The organism is Pseudonocardia sp. ICBG1142 (assembly GCF_020496255.1).
Taxonomy (GTDB): Bacteria; Actinomycetota; Actinomycetes; order Mycobacteriales; family Pseudonocardiaceae; genus Pseudonocardia.
In genome coordinates this window covers 941,794-961,015 of record NZ_JAHLJC010000030.1, presented here as the reverse complement: position 1 = coordinate 961,015, position 19,222 = coordinate 941,794, and the positions used below count along the sequence as shown (strand labels likewise).

The following is a 19,222-nucleotide window of genomic DNA, read 5'->3' as shown; positions in this document are numbered from 1 at the left end:
GGGTTCAGCCGTCGTCGGCCGGGCGCCAGCGCACGACGGCCTGACGCCGGTCCACCGGCACGAGGTCGCGCCGGTAGGAGCGGTGCACCGCCGCGGTGGCCTGCGCAGCGGCGGCGCGGACCGCGTCCAGCTCGGCGGTCACCTCCTCGAGGCGCGCCGAGAGCTGGTCGACCATCTGCTCCAGTTCGATGATCCGCTTGACGCCCGCGAGGTTCACGCCCTCCTCCTGGGAGAGCCGCTGCACCTCGCGGAGCAGGGCGATGTCGCGCTGGGAGTAGCGACGTCCGCCGCCCGCGGACCGGCCCGGGCTGACCAGGCCGATCCGGTCGTAGCTGCGCAGGGTCTGGGCGTGCAGGCCGGACAGCTGCGCGGCGACCGAGATGACGAACACCGGGCTGTCGTGTGCCACGTCGACCGTCGGCGGTTCCTCCCCGTCACGGGGGGTGCGTCGTCCGGACACCGCCATCACCTCCTGGCGCTACCGAGCAGGTCGGCCCGCGGGTCGAACGACGACGTCGCCTCGGCGTAGGCCTCCAGCGCGCTCCTCGCCGCCTCGTCCAGCTTCTGCGGCACCGCCACCTCGACGGTGACCAGCAGGTTGCCCTTCTTCCCGTTCTTGCGTTCGACCCCACGCCCCGACACCCGGAACGTGCGGCCGCTGGTGGTGCCCGGCGGGATCCGCAGCGAGACGGTGCCGTCGAGTGTGGGCACCGTCAGGGTCGCCCCCAGAGCGAGCTCGGGGAAGGTCACCGGCACGGTGAGGGTCAGGTCGTCGGGGTTCTTCGACGACCGCCCGAAGATCCGGTGCGGGGTCACGCTCACGGTCACGTAGAGATCCCCGGCGGGGGCCCCGCCCCGCCCGGGCTCGCCCTGTCCGGGGAGCCGGATCTTCTGACCGTCGTCGACGCCCGCGGGGACCCGGATGGACAGCGACCGGGTCCGGGTGGACACGCCGTCGCCGTGGCACTCGGGGCACGGGTCGTCGATGATGCGCCCGGTCCCGCGGCAGTCGCGGCACGGCTCGGAGAACGAGAACGCGCCCTGGCTGCGGTTCACCAGGCCCTGACCGGCGCAGGTGGGGCAGGTGCGCGGGGTGCTGCCGGGCCGGGACCCGGTGCCGCCGCAGCGCTCGCACCGCCCGGGCGAGGACAGCTTGATGGGCACCGTCGCGCCGCGCACCGCGTCCTCGAAGGAGATGGTCAGGCTGCTCTCGACGTCCTGGCCGCGGCGGGCACCGGCCGTGCCGTACCCGCCCGCACCGCCGGCGCTGTTGCGCGCGGCGCGGCCGAAGATGTCGCCCAGGATGTCGCTGAAGTCGCCCGCACCGGCCCCGGCGCCGCCCGCGCGGCCGGCCTGGCCGAACAGGTCGTTGATGTCGAAGCCCCCCTGGCCGGCGCCACCGGGTCGCGCGCCGCCGGGGAAGCCACCGCCGGTGCCGAACCCGCCGAAGCCGCCGCCACCGGCGAACATCGCGCGGGTCTCGTCGTACTCCTTGCGCTTGGACTCGTCGCCCAGCACGCCGTAGGCCTCGGAGACCGCCTTGAAGCGGGCCTCGGCCTTCTCGTCGCCGGGGTTCGCGTCCGGGTGCAGCTCACGGGCGAGCTTGCGGTACGCCTTCTTGATCTCGTCCTGGGACGCCGTCGAGGAGACGCCCAGCTCGCGGTAGTAGTCCTTCTCGATCCAGTCGCGCTGGGTCACTCCGCCTCCTTTCCGTTCACGCCCGCGACGCGGCGGGAGACCTGTCGTCTCCCGCCGCACCGCGTGGTCACGTCCCTACCCGTCCTGGTCAGGCCGGGTTCTGCGGCTCGCCGTCGCCGGCGTCCGCGCCGCCCGCGGCGTCGGTCTCGGCCTCTGCCTCGGCCTCCGCCTCGGGGCGGTCCTGCACGGTCACCATCGCCGGCCGGAGGACCCGGTCGGAGATGCGGTAGCCACGACGCAGCACCGTCGACAGCACGGTGACCGTGGGGCCGGAGCCCTCGGCCGGCTCGTGCTGCACGGCCTCGTGGAGCTGCGGGTCGAAGGGCTCGCCCTCGGTCCCGAACGGCTCGAGACCGAGCTTCGTCAGCACCGCGGTGACCTTGTCCGCAGCGGCCTTGAAGGGTCCCGTGAGGTCGCCGTGCTGGGCGGCGCGCTCGAAGTCGTCGAGCACGACCAGCAGGTCGTTCGCGAACGAGACCTTCGCGTCCACCTTCGTCTGCTCACGGTCCCGGTCGGCCCGACGCCGGTAGTTGGCGTACTCGGCGCTGACCCGCTGCAGGTCCGCGGTGCGCTCGGCGACCTCGGCCCGCAGCTTCTCGACCTCCGGGTCCTCCCCGTCGGCCGGGCCCGCGACCTGCTCACCGTCCCCGGCCGGGGCCGCCGTGTCGGCGGCCCCGGTCGCGTCGGCGTCGGGACGGACCTCGCCGGTCTCCGGGTCCACCTTGCGGCGGTCCCGGAACGTCACCGGCTCCTCCTGCTTCTGTTCGTCTGCCATGTCGACCGTCCTGTCGTCCCGTGGATGGCCGCCGGCCGTCACTTGCCGCCCTTGGCGTCCTTGTCGTCGTCCACGATCTCGGCGTCGACGACGTCGTCCTGCGCGTCGGAGGCACCGGCCGCACCGGCACCACCCTCGGCACCGGCACCCGCGGCGCCCTCGGCACCGGGCTGCGAGTACAGGGCGGACCCCATCTTCTGGGACTCGGTGGCGAGCTTCTCCATCGAGGACTTGATCGCCTCGTGGTCGGTGCCCTTCAGCGCCTCCTGGGTCTCACCCAGGGCGGCGTTGACCGAGTCCTTGACGTCGGAGGGGAGCTTGTCGTCGTTCTCCTTGACGAACTTCTCCGTCTGGTAGACGAGGGTCTCCGCCTGGTTGCGGGTCTCCGCCTCCTCGCGACGCTTGGCGTCCTCCTCGGCGTGCGCCTCGGCCTCCTTGACCATGCGGTCGATGTCGTCCTTGGACAGCGCCGACCCGCCGGTGATCGTCATCTCCTGGCTCTTGCCGGTGCCCATGTCCTTGGCGGACACGTTGACGATGCCGTTGGCGTCGATGTCGAAGGAGACCTCGATCTGCGGGACGCCGCGCGGGGCCGGCGCGATGCCGGTCAGCTCGAACATGCCGAGCTTCTTGTTGTACGCGGCGATCTCGCGCTCGCCCTGGTAGACCTGGATCTGCACCGACGGCTGGTTGTCGTCCGCGGTGGAGAAGATCTCCGAGCGCTTGGTCGGGATCGTGGTGTTCTTCTCGATCAGCTTGGTCATGACGCCGCCCTTGGTCTCGATGCCCAGGGACAGCGGGGTGACGTCCAGCAGCAGGACGTCCTTGACCTCACCGCGGAGCACACCGGCCTGCAGCGCGGCACCGGCGGCGACGACCTCGTCCGGGTTGACGCCCTTGTTGGGCTCCTTGCCGCCGGTCAGCTCCTTGACGAGCTCGGTGACGGCGGGCATCCGGGTGGAGCCACCGACGAGCACGACGTGGTCGATCTGGTTCACCGAGATGCCGGCGTCCTTGATGACCTGGTTGAACGGCTGACGGGTGCGGTCCAGGAGGTCCTGGGTGATCCGCTGGAACTCCGCGCGGGACAGCGTCTCGTCCAGGAACAGCGGGTTCTTCTCGGAGTCGACCGTGATGTAGGGCAGGTTGATGCTGGTCGAGGACGAGCTGGACAGCTCGATCTTCGCCTTCTCCGCGGCCTCGCGGAGCCGCTGCATCGCCATCTTGTCCTTGGTCAGGTCGATGCCCTGGGAGGACTTGAACTTGTCGACGAGCCAGGTGACGATCCGCTCGTCCCAGTCGTCACCACCGAGGTGGTTGTCGCCGTTGGTCGCCTTGACCTCGACGACGCCCTCGGCGATCTCCAGCAGGGACACGTCGAACGTGCCGCCACCCAGGTCGAAGACCAGGATGGTCTGCTCCTTGTCGCCCTTGTCCAGGCCGTAGGCCAGCGCGGCCGCGGTCGGCTCGTTGACGATGCGGAGCACGTTCAGGCCGGCGATCTGACCGGCCTCCTTGGTCGCCTGGCGCTGCGCGTCCTCGAAGTAGGCCGGCACCGTGATGACGGCGTCGGTGACCTCGTCGCCCAGGTAGGACTCGGCGTCCCGCTTGAGCTTCTGCAGGACGCGGGCGCTGATCTCCTGCGCCGCGTAGGTCTTGCCGTCGATCTCCGGCGTCTTCCAGTCGGTGCCGATGTGGCGCTTGACCGAGCGGAAGGTGCGGTCGGAGTTGGTGACGGCCTGGTTCTTCGCCGACTGGCCGACGAGGACCTCACCGTTGCGCGCGAACGCGACGATCGACGGAGTGGTGCGGGCACCCTCCGAGTTCGCGATCACCGTCGGCTCGCCACCCTCGAGGACGGCGACGACGGAGTTGGTGGTCCCGAGGTCGATACCGACCGTACGAGCCATGGTGACTGCCTCCGAGATGTGTGGGGTATGAGTGCGTCCGGCTCAAGTTGTACCAAACCGGGGAGCAGCTCGCGCATCGCCCTTGAGTGGGCTCTGCTCAACTTGCTCTCGTGGGGGTCAACGGACCACCCGGGAGACTTGTTCCCGGGGGACTCAACTTTTATCCGCGACGTTCACGTGTGCAGGTCCGTGGCGCGGGCTAGCCTGTGGCCGGTCGATCGGCGACGGAGGATCACGTGCTCAGACCCGCTCTCCGTGGAGCACGCGTTGCCGTCCTGCTCGTCGGCCTCGCTCTCCCGCTCGCGGGGTGCCCGTCGGCCCCGAGTACTGCCTCCCCGATCTCCGCGACGCCTTTCCCTCCCCGCCCGGCCACGGTGGACGTGACCGGACGCCATCCGTGCGACCTTCTGGACGCCACACGGCGTGCCGAGTTCGGCTTGGACAACGGGCGCCCCGGCGAGGTGACGGTCGACGGCAGGCGTTCGCCCACCTGTATCTACCTCGGACGGACCGCGAAGATCGACTCCAGTGTTCAGTTCCTGCCGGTGCCCGCAGCCGACCTGGCCAGGGCACCCGGAGCCGAACTCGAAACGTTGGCCGGGTACGGGGTGGTGCGGTCGTCGGATTCCTCCGACACCCTCCCGGCTTGCGACATCGTCGTGGACATCGGCGATGACGTCTCGCTGCGAACCCAGTCCCAAGCTCTATCGACGAATCTCCGTAGCGCGGGCCTGACAGACGACGCCCTGTGCGGCCGTTCCCGTGATCTGGCCAACGCAGTTCTGGCGGAACTCACCCGGCGCTGATCACGTACGTCCGGAGTTCGCTCGTGCGAACACCCTTCGTGGGAAGCGCCGTCGCGGATCGACGACTTCCCTAGCGTTCAGGCATGTCCATCGGCCCGTCCGACTCCTCCTCGGCCACTGATCCCGGTCTGCTGAGCCAGGTCTCTCCCACGACCGTGCTGCAGGTCGGGGAGGCCCTGAAGCATCAGATCGACGACATGCGGTCAGCGCTCATCAGTGCGCGCACGCGGCGGGTCGACCGTTGCGGAGCCGATCCCATATCTGACCTCGCCACTCCGGCGTTCGACCGGAAGTACCAGCAGCTTCTCGAGGTCTACGCAGCCCACCAGGACGAGCTCGAGCGGGCGGTCCGAGACCTCCGAGTCGTCGCCGAGTCCTTTCAGCTGAACGAATCCGACATCGAGAAGACGTTCGGTGCGACGGACCCGGGCCAGTCCTGATGGCATTTCCCCACTACTTCAACTTTGCGGCCAGGACCCTGCAGGAGAAGTACCAGTGGGTCGTCGGCGAACCCGGTTCGCAGGCTGTCGTCGACGCCGCAGACGCGCTCAGGGCCGTCGACAACGACCTCCGCCGTGCCTCCGACGACGCCCGCAGACGCATGGCGGAGCTCGGCATCTCCTGGCAGGGCCCCGCCGCGGCCGCCGCCCAGCAGTCCCTCGACGGCATCACCACCTCGATGACGTGCACCGCCCCCGTCACCGCGAACGGCGCGACCCAGCTGGACGCCTACGGACAGTCGTTCGACCGCACCCAGGCCGCCATCGCCGCTCTGGACCCCACCCCGCCCGGCATCTTCACCAGCGGCGTCCGCAACGCCCACCTGCTGGCGGGCGCCCCGTTGACCGGTCTGGGCGCCACCGTCGCCGACTACGTCACCTCGCTCGAACGCGACCAGCGGCACAGCGAGGAGGCCGACCGTGTGCTGCAGGAGCACCTCGACACCGCGTCGGCGATCGACGACCGCTTCCTCACCGTCGACCCGGCATCGGCCGCGGCGCCCACCGGTGCCGGAGGTCCGCCGCCGAGCTCGAACGGGGCCGGCGGGTTCGGCCCGGCCGCCGTCGGGGACGGCGGCGGAGCCACCCGTGTCGGCGGCGGGGGACCGGGCGGCGGTACACCGGGTCAACCGGGTCCACCGGGTCCACCGGGTGTCGGGCCCCGGCCCGGACCGGGCGGCATCGAGGCTCCCGGCGGGCGGGGAGTCGGCGGGCGGGGGAGCGGTGGGTCGGGAGGTTCGGGTCCCGGCACGCCGGACGTCGGGCGACCCGCTGGCCCCGGCGGGCCCGGGAACAGCGGGGATGGCACCGACCGGGACCGCACCGGGCTGCCCGGACCGGCCGACGTCGTCGCACCCCAGCGCCTCGACCCACCGACGACGCCTGCCCCGGACCCGTACCGGCCCGCGCCACCCCAGGGCGCGTACCCCACGTCGACGGCACCGGGCCCCGATCCGTTCGGCACCCGCGTCGACCTCGGGCGCCGGTTCGGCGAGCGGACCCGGGCGCAGCCGCTCCTCCCGCCGTCGGCCCGTGGCCCCGGGTACGGCGAGCGACTCCCCGTGGGACGGGATCCGGTGGCGGACGGCCGTTCGAGCCGTTCGGTCCCGGCGCCCGGTCCACCGAGCCGGCCTGGTCCGCCCGCCCCGGCGAGGCCACCGGACGGGGCACCGGCCCGAGCGGCTACGGCTCGATGGCCGGCGGCGCGGGCGGCCGCGACGCCCAGGACCACCGCAACCGCTATGTCGTCCCCACCGACGAGGTGTTCGACATCGAGATCGCCGCGACCGACGCCGTCCTGGCCCCCGAGGAGCCCCACCGATGATCGACTGGAACCGCGCCACCGTCCTCACCGCCGCCGAGTTCGACGTCGCCCGGGACCTCCTCGACCTCGGTCGCAACCCCGCGGTCCTGGAGCTGCTCAGCCCCGGGTTCACCGACGTCGAGCGGACCCGCGTCGTACGGGGGTGCCTCGACACCCTGGCGGCGCGGGGCCTGTTCACCGGCACCACGTTCGAGCCGAGCCTGGTCGACGACCTGCGCACGGTCGTCGCACCGGAGTTCCAGCACGACCTCGTGGTCGCACCCCCGTCGTGGCAGCGTGCGCTGGTCGCGCGGCGGGCCGGGCGCGCGGTGCTGGCCACCCGGATCGACGACGACGTCGCGCTCGTGCGCGTCCGGCCCGACGACGCGTCCACCGTCCTGGTCGAGCTGCTCGGCGAGGTCGTCCCGGGCCCCGGTGTCGGGGTGCAGATCCCCGTCGCGGTGCTGGGGGACGCCGTCGAGCGCGCCGACGGCGACGCCGACCGGCTCGTCCACGAGCTCCTCCGGCGGGGCTGCACCGCGGCCGAGGCCGAAGTGCTGCGGCGGATGGGACGGACCGAGGGCGTCGCCCAGCTCGGTGCCGGGCGCAAGGGACCCGACCCGTGCCGCGCGCCGGGTGTCCTGCTGGTGCACGCCACCCCGGACGGCTGCTACGTCCAACGGCGCCCGACCCCGGACGTCGTCGGCGGCCCGCTGCCCGACGACGCCGTGGTGCACGCCGGACCGGCCGACGCGACGTACCTGGTCCGTGAGCTGGACCGGCTCGCCGACGCGGCCCGGCGCCGTCGCGCACCGGTCGGGGCGCACCGGACCTGGTGACGGGCAGCCCGGAACTCGCTTACCGGGTAAGCGAATTCGGCAGGGAAGGTATCCCTGTCGCACCGCGAGATGCAGCTCAGCGGGCCGTGGGGATCGACGATTCCCGCTGAGGTGCATCTCGCCGTCGCCCGGCCACGGACCGCGCAGATCCGCCGGAACCGACCGGCGCAAGCAGCGTGATCGGCACTGCGGCGTGATCGGCACTGCGGCGTGATCGGCACTGCGGCGTGATCGGCACTGCGGCGTGATCGGCACTGCGGCGTGATCGGCTCAGCGGCGTGAGCGCAGCGGGGTCCCGTGAAGTCAGCGCAGGACGACGGTCCCCCGCGGCACCTGCCCCGCCGACGCCGGCGGCACCGTGTCCGGCACCTCCACCCGGACCGGCAGCGACCCGGGGACCACGCGGTCGTCCACGTCGCGGTACTCGAGATCCCCGTCGGGACCCAGCTCGGTGACGTAGCCGTGTGTCGCGAGCTGGGCGTCGTCGAGCTCGGTCAGGGGCTCGGCGCGCACCGCGGACACCGCGTACTCGGGCCAGACGACATCGGGGTAGGCCTCGTGCAGGTCGGTGAGCAGCCCGACGAAGACCTGCTGCCAGCGAAGCGGCATCGACTGGGCCAGTGAGCGCGGCACGACGAGGTGGTCCGGGCAGGCACCGGGCACCGCGGAGTCGAGGTAGTCCGAGAGCGGGGAGCGCATGCCGCCCATGATGGCGCCTCGACCCCGTTCAGGCCGGGTTCGGCGTGGTCCCCGGCCGGGTGGCGAGCGGCACGAGGTCGGCGAAGTCCCACGGGACCGGCTGCACCCGGACGGGGAACTTGCGGTTGGGCGCCTCGACCATCTTCCCGTCGCCGATGTACATCGTGACGTGGTAGATCGTGCTCGGATCCGACGGGTCGTGGGCGTAGAACAGGAAGTCGCCCGGCGCGACGTCGCGCACCGGCAGGTGCCCGCCGGACTTGTACTGGTCGCGCGAGACCCGCGGGATCGTGAGCCCGGCGGCCTCGTAGGCACGCATGAGCAGGCCGGAGCAGTCGTAGGCGTCCGGGCCGGTCGCGCCCCACACGTAGGGCTTGCCGAGCTCGCCGAGCGCGAACCCGATTGCGGCGCCGGCGACGCCCGGGGGCAGCGCGCCGGTCGTGCCGGGGGCGCAGCCGGTCGGGTTGGCGACGTCGCCGATGTTCTGGACCAGCGACGCGGCCAGGCCCTCCCACTTGGCATAGGCGTCCGGGAAACCGGAGCGCTGGACTCTCTGAGCTGCCACTGTCACCGGCAGCGAGTCCCAGCCGGGCACCTCCATCAGCCGCTCGTAGAAGATCCGGCTGCTGTAGGCGGGGTCGGTGACCTGAGCGGGGGTCCCCCACCCCTGCGACGGACGCTGCTGGAACAGCCCGAGCGAGTCCCGGTCGCCGTAGTTGATGTTGCGGAGCGTCGACTCCTGCATCGCCGTGGCCAGCGCGATGAGCCAGGCCTTCGGCGGGAGCTGCATGTCCTTGGCGACCGAGATGATCGCGGCGGCGTTCTGCTTCTGCTCGTCGGACAGCGTCTCGAAGGTGGCTCCCCCGCCGCCGCGGCCGACCGTCGCCGTCGAGATGCCGGTGTCGCACCAGGCCGCGTTCGACCGGCCGCCACCGAGGTTGGGGCTGAACGCGAGGAAGCCGACCGTCAGGAACAGCACCAGCGCCATCCCGATCGCGACGAACGGCAGCAGCAGCCGCAACGGCCGCAGCGCACGCGTCAGCGGGGTGCTCATGCCCGGTCGTAGCGGGACACCTTCCAGCCCGCCTCGGTGTCGACGATCAGGATCCGCAGGGTCAGCGTGTCGGTCGGCACGGTGACCTCGATGCTCTTCGGCGCGACCCGGGTCGGGGTGGCCGGCCCGGTGACCCGGGAGGCGGGCACGTTCGACGGGTCGACGCTCGCGAGCACGCCGAGGAACTCGTCGGTCGTGTACGGCCGCAGCCCGGCGACCCACTGCTGGGAGGTCATGCCGTCGGGGTGGTTCACCCAGGCCGACGCCCACACCCGGGCCGTCTCGAGGGCCTCCTGCGGTGCCTGCGACACCGGCAGTGCCTCGGGGGACAGCTCGGGCACCGGCGGCAGCAGCGTCGGGGTGGGCGTCGCGGAGACCCCGGACGAGCCGCTGTCCCACCGGTTGCCGCCGGAGCCTCCCCCGGCGACGAGCCCCCCGGACGCCGCACCGCCGGAACCTCCGAGCGAGACCAGCCCGAACACGAGTCCGCCCAGGACCACCACCGTCACGGCGAGCCGGACAGGAGAGCGCAGCGGCCACTGCCACACCGCGCGGTAGGCGCCGGCACGGCCGCGGGAGGACCTAATCGGCACGGTCACCGCCGGTGTGCGCCGCTCGCGGGCGGTAGATCTTGTAGACGGGCACGCCGTCGACGAGCTCCGGGGTCACCGGGGCCGGGTCACCGGGGCGGCGGGGGCCCGTGTCGTCGCGGCGGTAGATGGAGCGGTCGTCGACCTCGCCGGGGTCGACCCGCGTCGCGAACCCGGTGTCGGGCCGCCCGGACACCCCGACCGGCAGCGCACCGCGGCGTGGCTCGGCGATCCGGGCCGCCTGGGGGGAGGGCACGTCCGTCGCCGCGCGACGACGGACCCGGGCCCCCGGCCCGGCAGCGGTCTCGGCCTCCGGGCGCACCGCACCCGGGTCGCCGGACCCGCCGTGGCCGCCGCGCTCGGACCACCAGCGGGACTGGCGCTCGTCGGCGTCGTTCGGGCCACGCATCCGGTTCCAGACGCGCGACACCGGGCCGCCGTTGATGCCGGGGACGATCCCGCCGAACTGCTCGCGGGTGAGCGTCACCATCGACACCAGCCGCCGGAACGGTCGCGCGACGGCCCACAGCACGAGCGTGACCACACCGGTGACCAGCAGCGCGAGCCACAGATCGACCCCGGATCCGGGTGCGAACAGCGACACGACCAGCAGCGCGTGCAGCCCGGCCAGCGCCCCGACGACCAGTGTGTTCACGATCGCGGCGCCGCCGATGCGCAGGATCGCCGGGATGACGTCCGGTTTCAGCAGCGCGACGACGGCGATCGCCGGCGCCGTCACCACCATCAGCCGGATGATCAGCAACGCGACCAGCACCAGGACCTTGGACAGCAGCTGGAACAGCGCGATGCACGCGGCCTGGATCAGCGCGAGCGTCCCGGCTCCGATCCGGCTGCCGGACGCCCCGGTGAAGTACGGGTAGCGGTCGCCCATGCGGTCGGCGATCGCGGCGTACTCGCTCTTCTTGCGCTCGGCCGTCTCGCTGGTGTCCTCGCCGCGGTCGATCTCGTCGATGGTGAACGCCTGGGCCCGCAGCAGGTCCCGGCCCAGCTCCTGGGCCTGCGGGACGTCCGGTGCGCCGAACGTCCCGCGCAGCCAGTTCTGGTAGGCCACCTGGTCGACGAGCACCGTGGGGAGGGTGTCGCGGGTGCCGAGCCCGACCTGCCCGAGGAAGCCCTCCTGCATCTGCGTGACGCCGTCGAGCAGCAGGTTGTCCGCCGCGCGGGACCAGTCCACCGGTGCGAGATAGGCGGCGGAGCCGATCATCAGCGCCAGCACCGCGATGCCGGTGCGCTGGGCCTGGCGCGCGAGCTCGCCGCGCATCGCCAGCAGCAACACGATGATCGCGAACCCGAGCAGGCCGAGGCCCACCCAGGTGGTGAACACCGTCTCGTACATCGCCCGGGTCGCGGTGGTGATGACCTGGTCGAGCGGTTCGAACAGCGACCCGCCGTCGGCGATCAGGTAGTGCGCCCAGTTCACCCCGCCGACGGTCAGCTTCGCCAGGTTGAAGACCTGGTTGCCCAGCCAGGTGTCGGTGGTGACCGAGGGGTTCAGCACGCCCGACGCGGCGCAGCCCAGGTCGTAGTTGTGCCAGACGAGACCGGCGTAGCCGACCTCCTCGTAGACGCTGCCTGCCTCCCCGTGCAGCGCCGAGGGTCGGTCGAGCGAGCCGACCAGCCCGGTGCCGGGGCGGTCCGGCTCCGGCGGGGTCTTGCAGTCCAGCGCCTGCGCCATCGCGGGCGAGCCGAGCAGCAGTGTGCCGCCGGCGATCGCGGTGACCACCAGGATCGCCGTCCGCCGGCGACGACGCCGGGTGGTTCCCGGGGGGTCCGGCCGGCGTGCGCGGCGCGTCCTGCGCACCGACACGACGACGGCCGCGAGCAGCACACCCAGGACGACCCAGATCCCTGCGCCGCCGGACGGGTCGAGCCCCGCCGTCACCGTCCGTCCCCGTCGGGGGGCGTGGGCGGGGTGTGGCCGTTCGTGGGAGCAGCCCCGTCCGAGGGCGCGCCGTGCGGAGCCGCGCCGTTCGGGGCCGCGCCGTTCGGGGCCGCGCCGTTCGGGGCACCACCGTTCGGGGGCGTCCCGTTCGAGGGCGCCGCGTTCGGGGGCGTCGCGGCGGGCTCGTCGACGATCCAGTCGTCGTCGAGCTCGTCGAGCAGGTCGAGCTGCTCGTCGTCGTAGAGCTCCGCACGTCCGACGGCGGCGTCGGTCGCGGCGACCGACACGACCTGCACACCACCGGCGCGGATCCCGCCGGCCAGGACCGGGTCGGCCTCGCCGGGGCCGATCCGGGTGTCGGTGGTCAGGTCGATCTCGTCGCCGTCGAGGTCGGGCACCGCCACCGGGGCCGGGGCGCGGCGCGCGGGCAGTGGGCTCGGCTCGTCGGGTGCGGTCATCTCGGGGCTCCCCGGCCCGGTGAGCGCCGGTCCGCCGGGCGGGCGCGGGGCGACGACCCGGGCGGCGTCGGGGTTGGTGTCGAGCGCCTCGCGGACATGTTCCAGGTGCGGCGCCTCCAGGTCGATGCGCACCTTCTCCACACCGCCGTGACCGTCGGCGAATACGAACTGGCGGGGCGCGTCGTCGGGCCGGTCGTCGTGGCGGGGGCGCGGGGACAGCGTCCCGAGCATCTCCTCGTAGCCGACACCGGTGGGCACGCGCAGCAGCCGCAGCGCCTCGGACTGGGCCTCCTCGTCGTCGGTCCGGCCGACGAACACCGCGTTGACCAGCGACGCGAAGCCCGACACCCGCAGCAGGTCGCCGGCCAGCTGGGAGGCGAACAGGGCGCGGACGTTGAACTTGCGGGAGTCGCGGGCGAGCCGGTCGATGAGGACCTTGCCGGTCGGCACCTGGGACAGGAAGTGCGTCTCGTCGAGCGCGACGCCCTTGCGGAGGTTGCGGTCGGCGTCGTAGATCGTGCGCTGGGTCAGCCAGGAGGCCAGGTTCAGCAGCTCGACGCCGAGCGACTCGTTGTCGGTCCACTCCTCGCGCGGGCTGCCCGGGCGCGGCAGCGACAGGCCCTGCATCGTCAGCACGGTGAGCCGGTAGTCGCGGTCGGCCTGCCAGGGGTCCGCCCGGGTCTCGTCGGGGAACAGCAGCGCGGCCTGCGGCAGCTCGCGCCGCTCGTCGAGGAAGTCCGCGACGACGCCGGCGTGGTCCTCGCTCTCGGTGGCGTGCCTGCGCAGCGCGTCGATGACCATGCCGGGGTGCCGGTCGGGCGAGCCGCCGACCTCGCGCACCGCCCGGAGCAGCACGATCCGGGTGTGCGGCTGGCGGGCGATCTCGTAGGGCAGCAGGCCCGACAGCACGTCGAGCACCAGGCGGCGACGGGTGGCCGCGGCCAGCGAGCGCTCCCGCTTCCAGGCGCGCTCGGGGTCCTCGTCGTCGAGGAAGTGGTCAGGGCGCGGCTCGGCGACCACCCGGTACGGGTTGAGGATGCCGGGGTCGGCGCGGAGCAGGTTGATGTGCCGGGAGAACGGCGCCAGCTCCGGCAGCCGGGTCAGCTCCGCGAGCGGGCCGGACGGGTCGAGCACCGTCCAGCGGGCCCCGGCACGCAGCGTCTTGTAGACGACCAGCCCGGTGAGGAACGACTTGCCCGAGCCCAGGCCACCGACGATCGCGGTCAGGCCGGACGCGCGTCGGACCTCCTGGGCCAGCCACGGGTCCCAGGCGACCGGGCGCCGGGTCGCGGTGCAGGTCTCGCCGAGCATGATCCCGCGCCGGTCGCCGACGCTGGCCGTCGCGGCCGGGACCGCCGCCGCGGCCCAGGTGACCGAGCCGCGTCGGCGGTAGGCCGTCGCGGCCAGCGGCTCGCCGGGGATGAACTCGCGGGCGTAGCGGTACTGGGCCTCGGGGTGCTCGATCTGCACCTTGGGCCGGTACAGGTCGACGACCTGCTGGGCACGGGTGGTGGCCTCGGCCTCGTCGCGGCCGGAGACCGCGATCCGCCACCAGCCGTAGAGCCGGGTGTTGAGCTGGGTCAGCCCGGTGGTGAGCTCGTCCTCGACCTCCAGGACCCGGTCGGCCTGGCGCGCCAGCGACATCGGCGGGTCGAGGTCGTGGTCGTGGGTGTAGTGCCGGATCTGGCTGCGCACCTTGCCCATCTGGCGCTGCAGCTCACCGGTGACGTCCTCCGGGCGGCGCACGTAGATCCGCGCGGACCACTCGACCGGGAACGGCAGCCGGTCGGAGTGCTGCATCCACGGGTCGTCGATCTCGGGGATGCGCAGTCCCTCCATCAGCCCGACGCTCAGCACCGCGACGTTGCGGGTGACGGTCTGGCTGCGCATCCGCCCGACAACCTGCACGGTCGGCGCGTACGGCTCCTGGTGGAGGTCGACGCCCTCGGTGAACGCGGCCAGGTCCTCCGGCTCCCAGGTCGACACCCCACGCGGCACCGAGGACAGCCCGCGCGGCGCGGGCAGACCGAGCGCGACGGAGCGGTGCATCAGCCAGGCCATGTCCTCGGCGCTGGCCGGGACGGCGTCGAGCCCGGACCCGGCGACGAGCACGTCGAGGTGGTTCACCTCGGACTCCAGCGCGGCGAGCTCGGCCCGGACCGCGGACGGCACGAGCCGGTCCAGGACGGGCGCGGCGCGCTCCACCCAGCGGTCGATCAGCCCGCGGCCGGAGACCTCGATGCCGAGGAAGACCTCCTTGTCGGCCATCGACAGCCCCATGAGGTGGCGCTGTTCGCCCTCCAGGAAACCGTCCCAGCCGAGCGCGCCGGGCACGTCGGGCATCCGGCCGATCGCGTTCTGGTCGAACGACTCGGCCCACATGTGCACCGGGTACGGCCGGGTGGTGACGCGCAGGTGCAGCCAGCGCCCCTGCAGCTCGCCGAGCTGCGCGGCGATCTGGCGGATCAGCACCTCGCGCTGGTTGTCGCTGCGGAAGCTCCACGCCTGCGCGGCGAGCCGGTACCAGGCCATGACCTGGCCGTTGGTCCGCGTGATGTGGCCGTCGATCGAGCGCAGCGCGATCGACGGGGTGTAGTCCGAACCGCCCTCGCCGGCACGGGCCCGGCCACGCCGAGCCCTCCGGCGGGGGGTCCGCTCAGGTGCGGCCACGGTGGCCACTCCGGCGCCACGGGTCGGGACGGCCGGTGCGCGCGGGGAGGCTCGCCCCACGACCGCTGCCGCTGCCGCGGGCCCGGCGGAAACGGCTGCGCCGCGGCGCGCTCCCCGGCTCCGGCAACGGCGGGACCACGCGCGTGGGTGCCGCGACCGGGGCCTCGAACCCCGGGACCACCGAGCCGGCGGTGTCGGGGACCGACTCCACGAGGGTGCCGGACGCGGGGCGCGGCGTGGCGTCCGCCGCGGTCAACGAGGAGCGGCGGGGGGCACCGAGTGCGCGGGCCCGGCCGCCCGAGGAGGGGGTGCCCGGGTGGGCTCGGGTGGTGTGGACACGCACGTGGGACGCGCGCACCGAGCCGCCCGCGGCCTTGCGCCCGGCCCGCGGACCGGTCACCTCGGCCCAGAACTGGGCGAGCACCCGGCCCAGCGGCCGCTCGTAGTCGATCTTCTTGCCGAGCAGGCGGGTGATCGCGATCGTGCCGACGAGCGCCCAGGCCACGGAGAAGAAGTCCAGCCCGATGCCGAGCCGGCGCTGGACGAACATGATCAGCATCATGACGAGGAGACCCACGCCGTAGCTGACGTAGCGGGCGCGCCAGGGGAACGTGGCACGCGGCGGCCCGAGCCAGACGGCGTCGACGCGGTAGACCTCGTCGTCCGTGCGAACGAGCACGGGTCAGCCCGGGGTCACGAGCAGGTTGGCCAGCGCCTGTCCGATGGCCGGACCGCTGCCGGTCACGGCGATGCCCAGTGCGATCAGACCCACCAGCAGTCCGATGCTCCGCCGGGCCACGCCGGCGTTGTCACCACGACCACCGATCCACAGCAGGATGACGGCGATCGCGAGCAGGATCAGCGGCACGATGTTGTTCGTGATCCAGTCGCGGAGGTTGACCGTGGTCAGCTGTCCGCCCTGGGCGAGTACCAGCTGGATCGCCTCGTACGAGGTCTTCACAGCTCCTCCTTGCGGCAGTCCATTTGTCCCGGTCGCTCCCGCAGGCGAGTAGACCACGAGACCCGTACGTGATCCTAGGGGCTGAGCCACCCGGCCCACGCGTGCGCCACGCTGCGCGATCGGGTCGACACGGTCGGAGCAGTGTCGATCGGGCGTGACTCGTATCTCCCCGGCGCCCCGCCCCCGGCCCGAGATGTCATGGTCGGCCTTGTCTACTGTTCGGTAACAAGTATGGCCCGACCGTGACGGGGTCGGGCGACCCACGGCCGGGCGCACTACCCTTCGCCCGACCGTCGTCGCACCCCACCACACCAGTGCGACGACGAGGTCCGAGGAGGCACTGCGATGACGAGGCCCGTCCGGTCCCGGCGGCACGGTACGCCGTGCGCGCACGACCGCACCCCCGCCTCCGCACGCCCCAGGACCGGTTCACCGTTTCCCGTCCCGATCCGTCACGGCAGCACCACGCTCCGGCAGGGACCGCTGGGTGTTCTACAGGGAGGTTCCTCCAGATGACCTGGGTGCAGTACACGCTCGGCATCATCACGGTGCTGTCGGCAGTGGTCGCCGTCGCGCTCGTGTCCATGACCGTGACCCGGATGGTCCGGATCATCCGGCTCGGTCAGTCCGACCCGACGCGCAACGGCCCGTTCGGGCCGCGGCTCGTGACCATGCTCAAGGAGACCCTGGGCCACACCAGGATGCTCAAGTGGACCAAGATCGGCATCCTGCACTGGCTGGTCATGGTCGGCTTCCTGGGCCTGATCCTGGCGTTGGTCGAGGCGTTCGTGGAGGTCTGGAACCCGACCTTCCACCTGCCGCTGATCGGCGTGTGGTCGGTGTACTCGATCTACGTCGAGTTCCTCGGCGTCGCCACCGTCGTGGGCATCGCCGCGCTGATCGTCATCCGGCAGCTGAACAACCCGCGCTCGCAGGGCCGGATGTCGCGGTTCTACGGGTCGAACATGGGCCGGGCGTACTTCGTCGAGGGCGTCGTGTTCCTCGAGGGCCTGGGCATCCTGGTGGTGCGGGCCGCGAAGATCTCGCTGAACGCCTTCGACGTGCCGGTGTGGTCGGCTCCGGTGTCCTACGCCCTGTCGACGATCCTGCCCGCCTCCACCGCGCTGGTCAGCGTGTTCGCCGCGGTGAAGGTCCTGTCGGCGATGATCTGGCTGATCGTGATCGCGGCCAAGCCCACCATGGGTGTGGCCTGGCACCGGTTCACCGCGTTCCCGAACATCTACTTCAAGCGCAACGACGACGGCTACAAGGCCCTCGGCTCGACCCGGCCGATGATGAGCCAGGGCAAGGCGCTGGACCTGGAGGAGGCCGACCCCGACACCGACACGTTCGGCGTCGGCAAGGTCGAGGACTTCACCTGGAAGGGCCTGCTCGACTTCACCACCTGCACCGAGTGCGGCCGCTGCCAGTCCCAGTGCCCGGCCTGGAACACCGAGAAGCCGCTGTCGCCGAAGCTACTGGTCAACGCCCTGCGCGACCACGCCTACGAGAAGGCCCCCTACCTGCTCGCCGGCGGCAGCCGTGACATGGCGGGCGACGAGGTCGGCATCACCGGCGAGGGCGCCGAGGAGCGGCTCAAGGCCATCCCGGTCGACGCGCTGGAGGCCGCGGGCCGCCCGCTGATCGGCGGCGAGGACGTGAACGGCGTCATCGACCCCGACATCCTGTGGTCCTGCACCACCTGCGGCGCCTGCGTCGAGCAGTGCCCGGTCGACATCGAGCACGTCGACCACATCATCGACATGCGCCGCTACCAGGTCCTGATCGAGACCGAGTTCCCCACCGAGCTCAACTCGCTGTTCAAGAACCTGGAGAACAAGGGCAACCCCTGGGGCCAGAACGCCAAGGACCGCCTGGAGTGGACGAAGGGCCTGGACTTCGAGGTCCCCGTCGTGGAGGGCGAGCTCGACGCCGACACCGAGTACCTGTTCTGGGTCGGCTGCGCCGGCGCGTTCGACGACGGCCAGAAGAAGACCATCCGGGCGACCGCGGAGCTGCTGCACCGGGCCGGGGTGAACTTCGCCGTCCTCGGGTCGGGCGAGACCTGCACCGGCGACCCGGCGCGCCGCTCGGGCAACGAGTTCGTGTTCCAGATGCTCGCGCAGCAGAACGTCGAGGTCCTCAACACGGTCTTCGAGGGCCGCGAGACCGGGACCCGCAAGATCGTGACGACCTGCCCGCACTGCCTCAACACCCTGGGCCGGGAGTACCCCCAGCTCGACGGGCACTACGAGGTCGTGCACCACACACAGCTGCTCAACAAGCTGGTGCGGGAGAAGAAGCTGGTCCCCGTCTCGGCCCCCGCCGCCGACGCCGCCCCGGTGACCTACCACGACCCCTGCTACCTGGGCCGGCACAACGAGGTCTACGAGGACCCGCGCGCCCTGGTCAGCGCGGACGGAGCGACCCTGTCGGAGATGCCGCGGCACGGTGACCGGTCGATGTGCTGCGGTGCCGGTGGCGCCCGGATGTGGATGGAGGAGCGCATCGGCAAGCGCATCAACTTCACCCGCGCCGAGGAGGCCGCCGAGACCCTGACGAAGGCCGGTGGCGGCTCGGAGCCGTCCGGGACGCTGGCGGTCGGCTGCCCGTTCTGCCGCACGATGATGACCGACGGCGTGAACCAGACCGCCGGTGAGGCCGTGCAGGTCCAGGACGTCTCGCAGATGCTGCTCGCCGCGGTCAAGCGGGGCGACCCGGCTCCGGAGCCGGAGCCCGTCGCGGCCGGGACCACCCCCGAGACCACCCCCGAGACCACTGCCGAGGACGCGCCGACGACGGAGACCCCCGCCGTCGCCACCCCGGAGGCGGAGGTCGCTGAGGAGGCCGCCACGCAGGACCCGGCCACCCCGGCCGGCTCGGACGGGGCGTCGAGCACCGGCACCCCGGCGTCGTCGGGCAACGGGAACGGCAACGGCTCGACCAACGGCTCGTCGCCGGAGCAGGCCGAGCAGCAACGCTCGAACGAGAACTGACCCACCACCGACGACGGCCGGGCACCCCGCACGGGGGCCCGGCCGTCGTCGTGTGTGCGG

Annotated in this window: 16 protein-coding genes and 1 pseudogene; 6 read left to right on the top strand and 11 right to left on the bottom strand. The window is 72.5% G+C overall.

Annotated elements, in window-relative coordinates:
• Window positions 1-4: 4 nt before the first annotated feature.
• The 4 genes from KPL59_RS18710 to dnaK form a co-directional block, all read right to left on the bottom strand.
• On the bottom strand, window positions 5-460 hold the full coding sequence (locus tag KPL59_RS18710) for a heat shock protein transcriptional repressor HspR (protein WP_283160292.1): 456 nt from the start codon (window positions 458-460) through the stop codon (window positions 5-7).
• A 5-nt stretch (window positions 461-465) separates the two neighbouring features.
• Window positions 466-1,698: a molecular chaperone DnaJ gene (gene dnaJ, locus KPL59_RS18705; protein WP_075334008.1), complete on the bottom strand. Its 1,233-nt coding sequence runs from the start codon at window positions 1,696-1,698 to the stop codon at window positions 466-468.
• Window positions 1,699-1,786: 88 nt separating this feature from the next.
• The gene (gene grpE, locus KPL59_RS18700; protein ID WP_226361538.1) at window positions 1,787-2,473 is read right to left on the bottom strand and encodes a nucleotide exchange factor GrpE; all 687 of its coding nucleotides are present in this window, start codon (window positions 2,471-2,473) and stop codon (window positions 1,787-1,789) included.
• A 38-nt stretch (window positions 2,474-2,511) separates the two neighbouring features.
• Entirely contained in the window at window positions 2,512-4,383 is a 1,872-nt protein-coding gene (dnaK, locus tag KPL59_RS18695; RefSeq protein ID WP_149665327.1) for a molecular chaperone DnaK, read from the bottom strand.
• Between the two features lie 206 nt (window positions 4,384-4,589).
• Between dnaK and KPL59_RS18690 the strand changes: the two genes are divergently transcribed.
• The 5 genes and pseudogenes from KPL59_RS18690 to KPL59_RS18680 all read left to right on the top strand — a co-directional run bounded on the left by KPL59_RS18690 (window position 4,590) and on the right by KPL59_RS18680 (window position 7,831).
• Window positions 4,590-5,189, top strand: coding sequence for a DUF3558 family protein (locus tag KPL59_RS18690; protein WP_308187911.1), 600 nt, complete (start codon window positions 4,590-4,592; stop codon window positions 5,187-5,189).
• 83 nt (window positions 5,190-5,272) lie between these two features.
• Window positions 5,273-5,629, top strand: a complete 357-nt coding sequence (locus KPL59_RS18685) for a hypothetical protein (protein ID WP_226361537.1) — start codon at window positions 5,273-5,275, stop codon at window positions 5,627-5,629.
• Window positions 5,629-5,946, top strand: a pseudogene (locus tag KPL59_RS37745) (PPE domain-containing protein); the annotation flags it as partial. The gene KPL59_RS18685 and the pseudogene KPL59_RS37745, both read left to right, overlap by 1 nt.
• A 935-nt stretch (window positions 5,947-6,881) precedes the next feature.
• Window positions 6,882-7,013 carry a hypothetical protein gene (locus tag KPL59_RS35830; RefSeq protein ID WP_255677190.1) on the top strand — a complete coding sequence of 44 codons (132 nt, stop codon included), beginning with the start codon at window positions 6,882-6,884 and terminating at the stop codon, window positions 7,011-7,013.
• Complete coding sequence (locus KPL59_RS18680) at window positions 7,010-7,831, top strand: ESX secretion-associated protein EspG (protein WP_226351146.1); 822 nt, start codon at window positions 7,010-7,012, stop codon at window positions 7,829-7,831. The genes KPL59_RS35830 and KPL59_RS18680 overlap by 4 nt, the downstream gene beginning before the upstream one ends.
• Window positions 7,832-8,134: 303 nt before the next feature.
• Here KPL59_RS18680 and KPL59_RS18675 read toward each other — a convergent pair whose 3' ends face one another.
• From KPL59_RS18675 to KPL59_RS18645, 7 genes are read right to left on the bottom strand one after another with little or no spacing between them, the layout of a single operon-like run.
• On the bottom strand, window positions 8,135-8,530 hold the full coding sequence (locus KPL59_RS18675; protein ID WP_226361536.1) for a hypothetical protein: 396 nt from the start codon (window positions 8,528-8,530) through the stop codon (window positions 8,135-8,137).
• 28 nt (window positions 8,531-8,558) lie between these two features.
• Window positions 8,559-9,584 (bottom strand): C40 family peptidase, encoded by a 1,026-nt coding sequence (locus KPL59_RS18670; RefSeq protein ID WP_226361535.1) that lies wholly within the window; start codon window positions 9,582-9,584, stop codon window positions 8,559-8,561.
• Window positions 9,581-10,183, bottom strand: coding sequence for a hypothetical protein (locus tag KPL59_RS18665; RefSeq protein WP_226351227.1), 603 nt, complete (start codon window positions 10,181-10,183; stop codon window positions 9,581-9,583). Before KPL59_RS18665 ends, KPL59_RS18670 begins: the two co-directional genes overlap by 4 nt.
• Complete coding sequence (locus KPL59_RS18660; protein WP_226361534.1) at window positions 10,167-12,077, bottom strand: hypothetical protein; 1,911 nt, start codon at window positions 12,075-12,077, stop codon at window positions 10,167-10,169. Before KPL59_RS18660 ends, KPL59_RS18665 begins: the two co-directional genes overlap by 17 nt.
• A complete protein-coding gene (locus KPL59_RS18655; RefSeq protein ID WP_374111639.1) occupies window positions 12,074-15,214 on the bottom strand; it encodes an ATP-binding protein in 3,141 nt (1,046 codons plus the stop codon). Before KPL59_RS18655 ends, KPL59_RS18660 begins: the two co-directional genes overlap by 4 nt.
• Window positions 15,192-15,884 (bottom strand): hypothetical protein, encoded by a 693-nt coding sequence (locus KPL59_RS18650; protein ID WP_226361532.1) that lies wholly within the window; start codon window positions 15,882-15,884, stop codon window positions 15,192-15,194. Before KPL59_RS18650 ends, KPL59_RS18655 begins: the two co-directional genes overlap by 23 nt.
• A gap of 3 nt (window positions 15,885-15,887) precedes the next feature.
• Entirely contained in the window at window positions 15,888-16,166 is a 279-nt protein-coding gene (locus tag KPL59_RS18645; RefSeq protein WP_020622502.1) for a hypothetical protein, read from the bottom strand.
• A 512-nt stretch (window positions 16,167-16,678) separates the two neighbouring features.
• On the opposite strand from KPL59_RS18645, the gene KPL59_RS18640 reads away from it, so the two are divergent.
• Complete coding sequence (locus tag KPL59_RS18640; protein WP_226361531.1) at window positions 16,679-19,162, top strand: (Fe-S)-binding protein; 2,484 nt, start codon at window positions 16,679-16,681, stop codon at window positions 19,160-19,162.
• Window positions 19,163-19,222 lie beyond the last annotated feature (60 nt).

Bases quoted from the DNA above. Each gene is read 5' to 3' on its own strand.
- grpE (WP_226361538.1), bottom strand. From the start codon at position 2,473: ATGGCAGACGAACAGAAGCAGGAGGAGCCGGTGACGTTCCGGGACCGC.
- dnaK (WP_149665327.1), bottom strand. From the start codon at position 4,383: ATGGCTCGTACGGTCGGTATCGACCTCGGGACCACCAACTCCGTCGTC.
- KPL59_RS18685 (WP_226361537.1), top strand. From the start codon at position 5,273: ATGTCCATCGGCCCGTCCGACTCCTCCTCGGCCACTGATCCCGGTCTG.
- KPL59_RS35830 (WP_255677190.1), top strand. From the start codon at position 6,882: ATGGCCGGCGGCGCGGGCGGCCGCGACGCCCAGGACCACCGCAACCGC.
- KPL59_RS18680 (WP_226351146.1), top strand. From the start codon at position 7,010: ATGATCGACTGGAACCGCGCCACCGTCCTCACCGCCGCCGAGTTCGAC.
- KPL59_RS18675 (WP_226361536.1), bottom strand. From the start codon at position 8,530: ATGCGCTCCCCGCTCTCGGACTACCTCGACTCCGCGGTGCCCGGTGCC.
- KPL59_RS18670 (WP_226361535.1), bottom strand. From the start codon at position 9,584: ATGAGCACCCCGCTGACGCGTGCGCTGCGGCCGTTGCGGCTGCTGCTG.
- KPL59_RS18640 (WP_226361531.1), top strand. From the start codon at position 16,679: ATGACCTGGGTGCAGTACACGCTCGGCATCATCACGGTGCTGTCGGCA.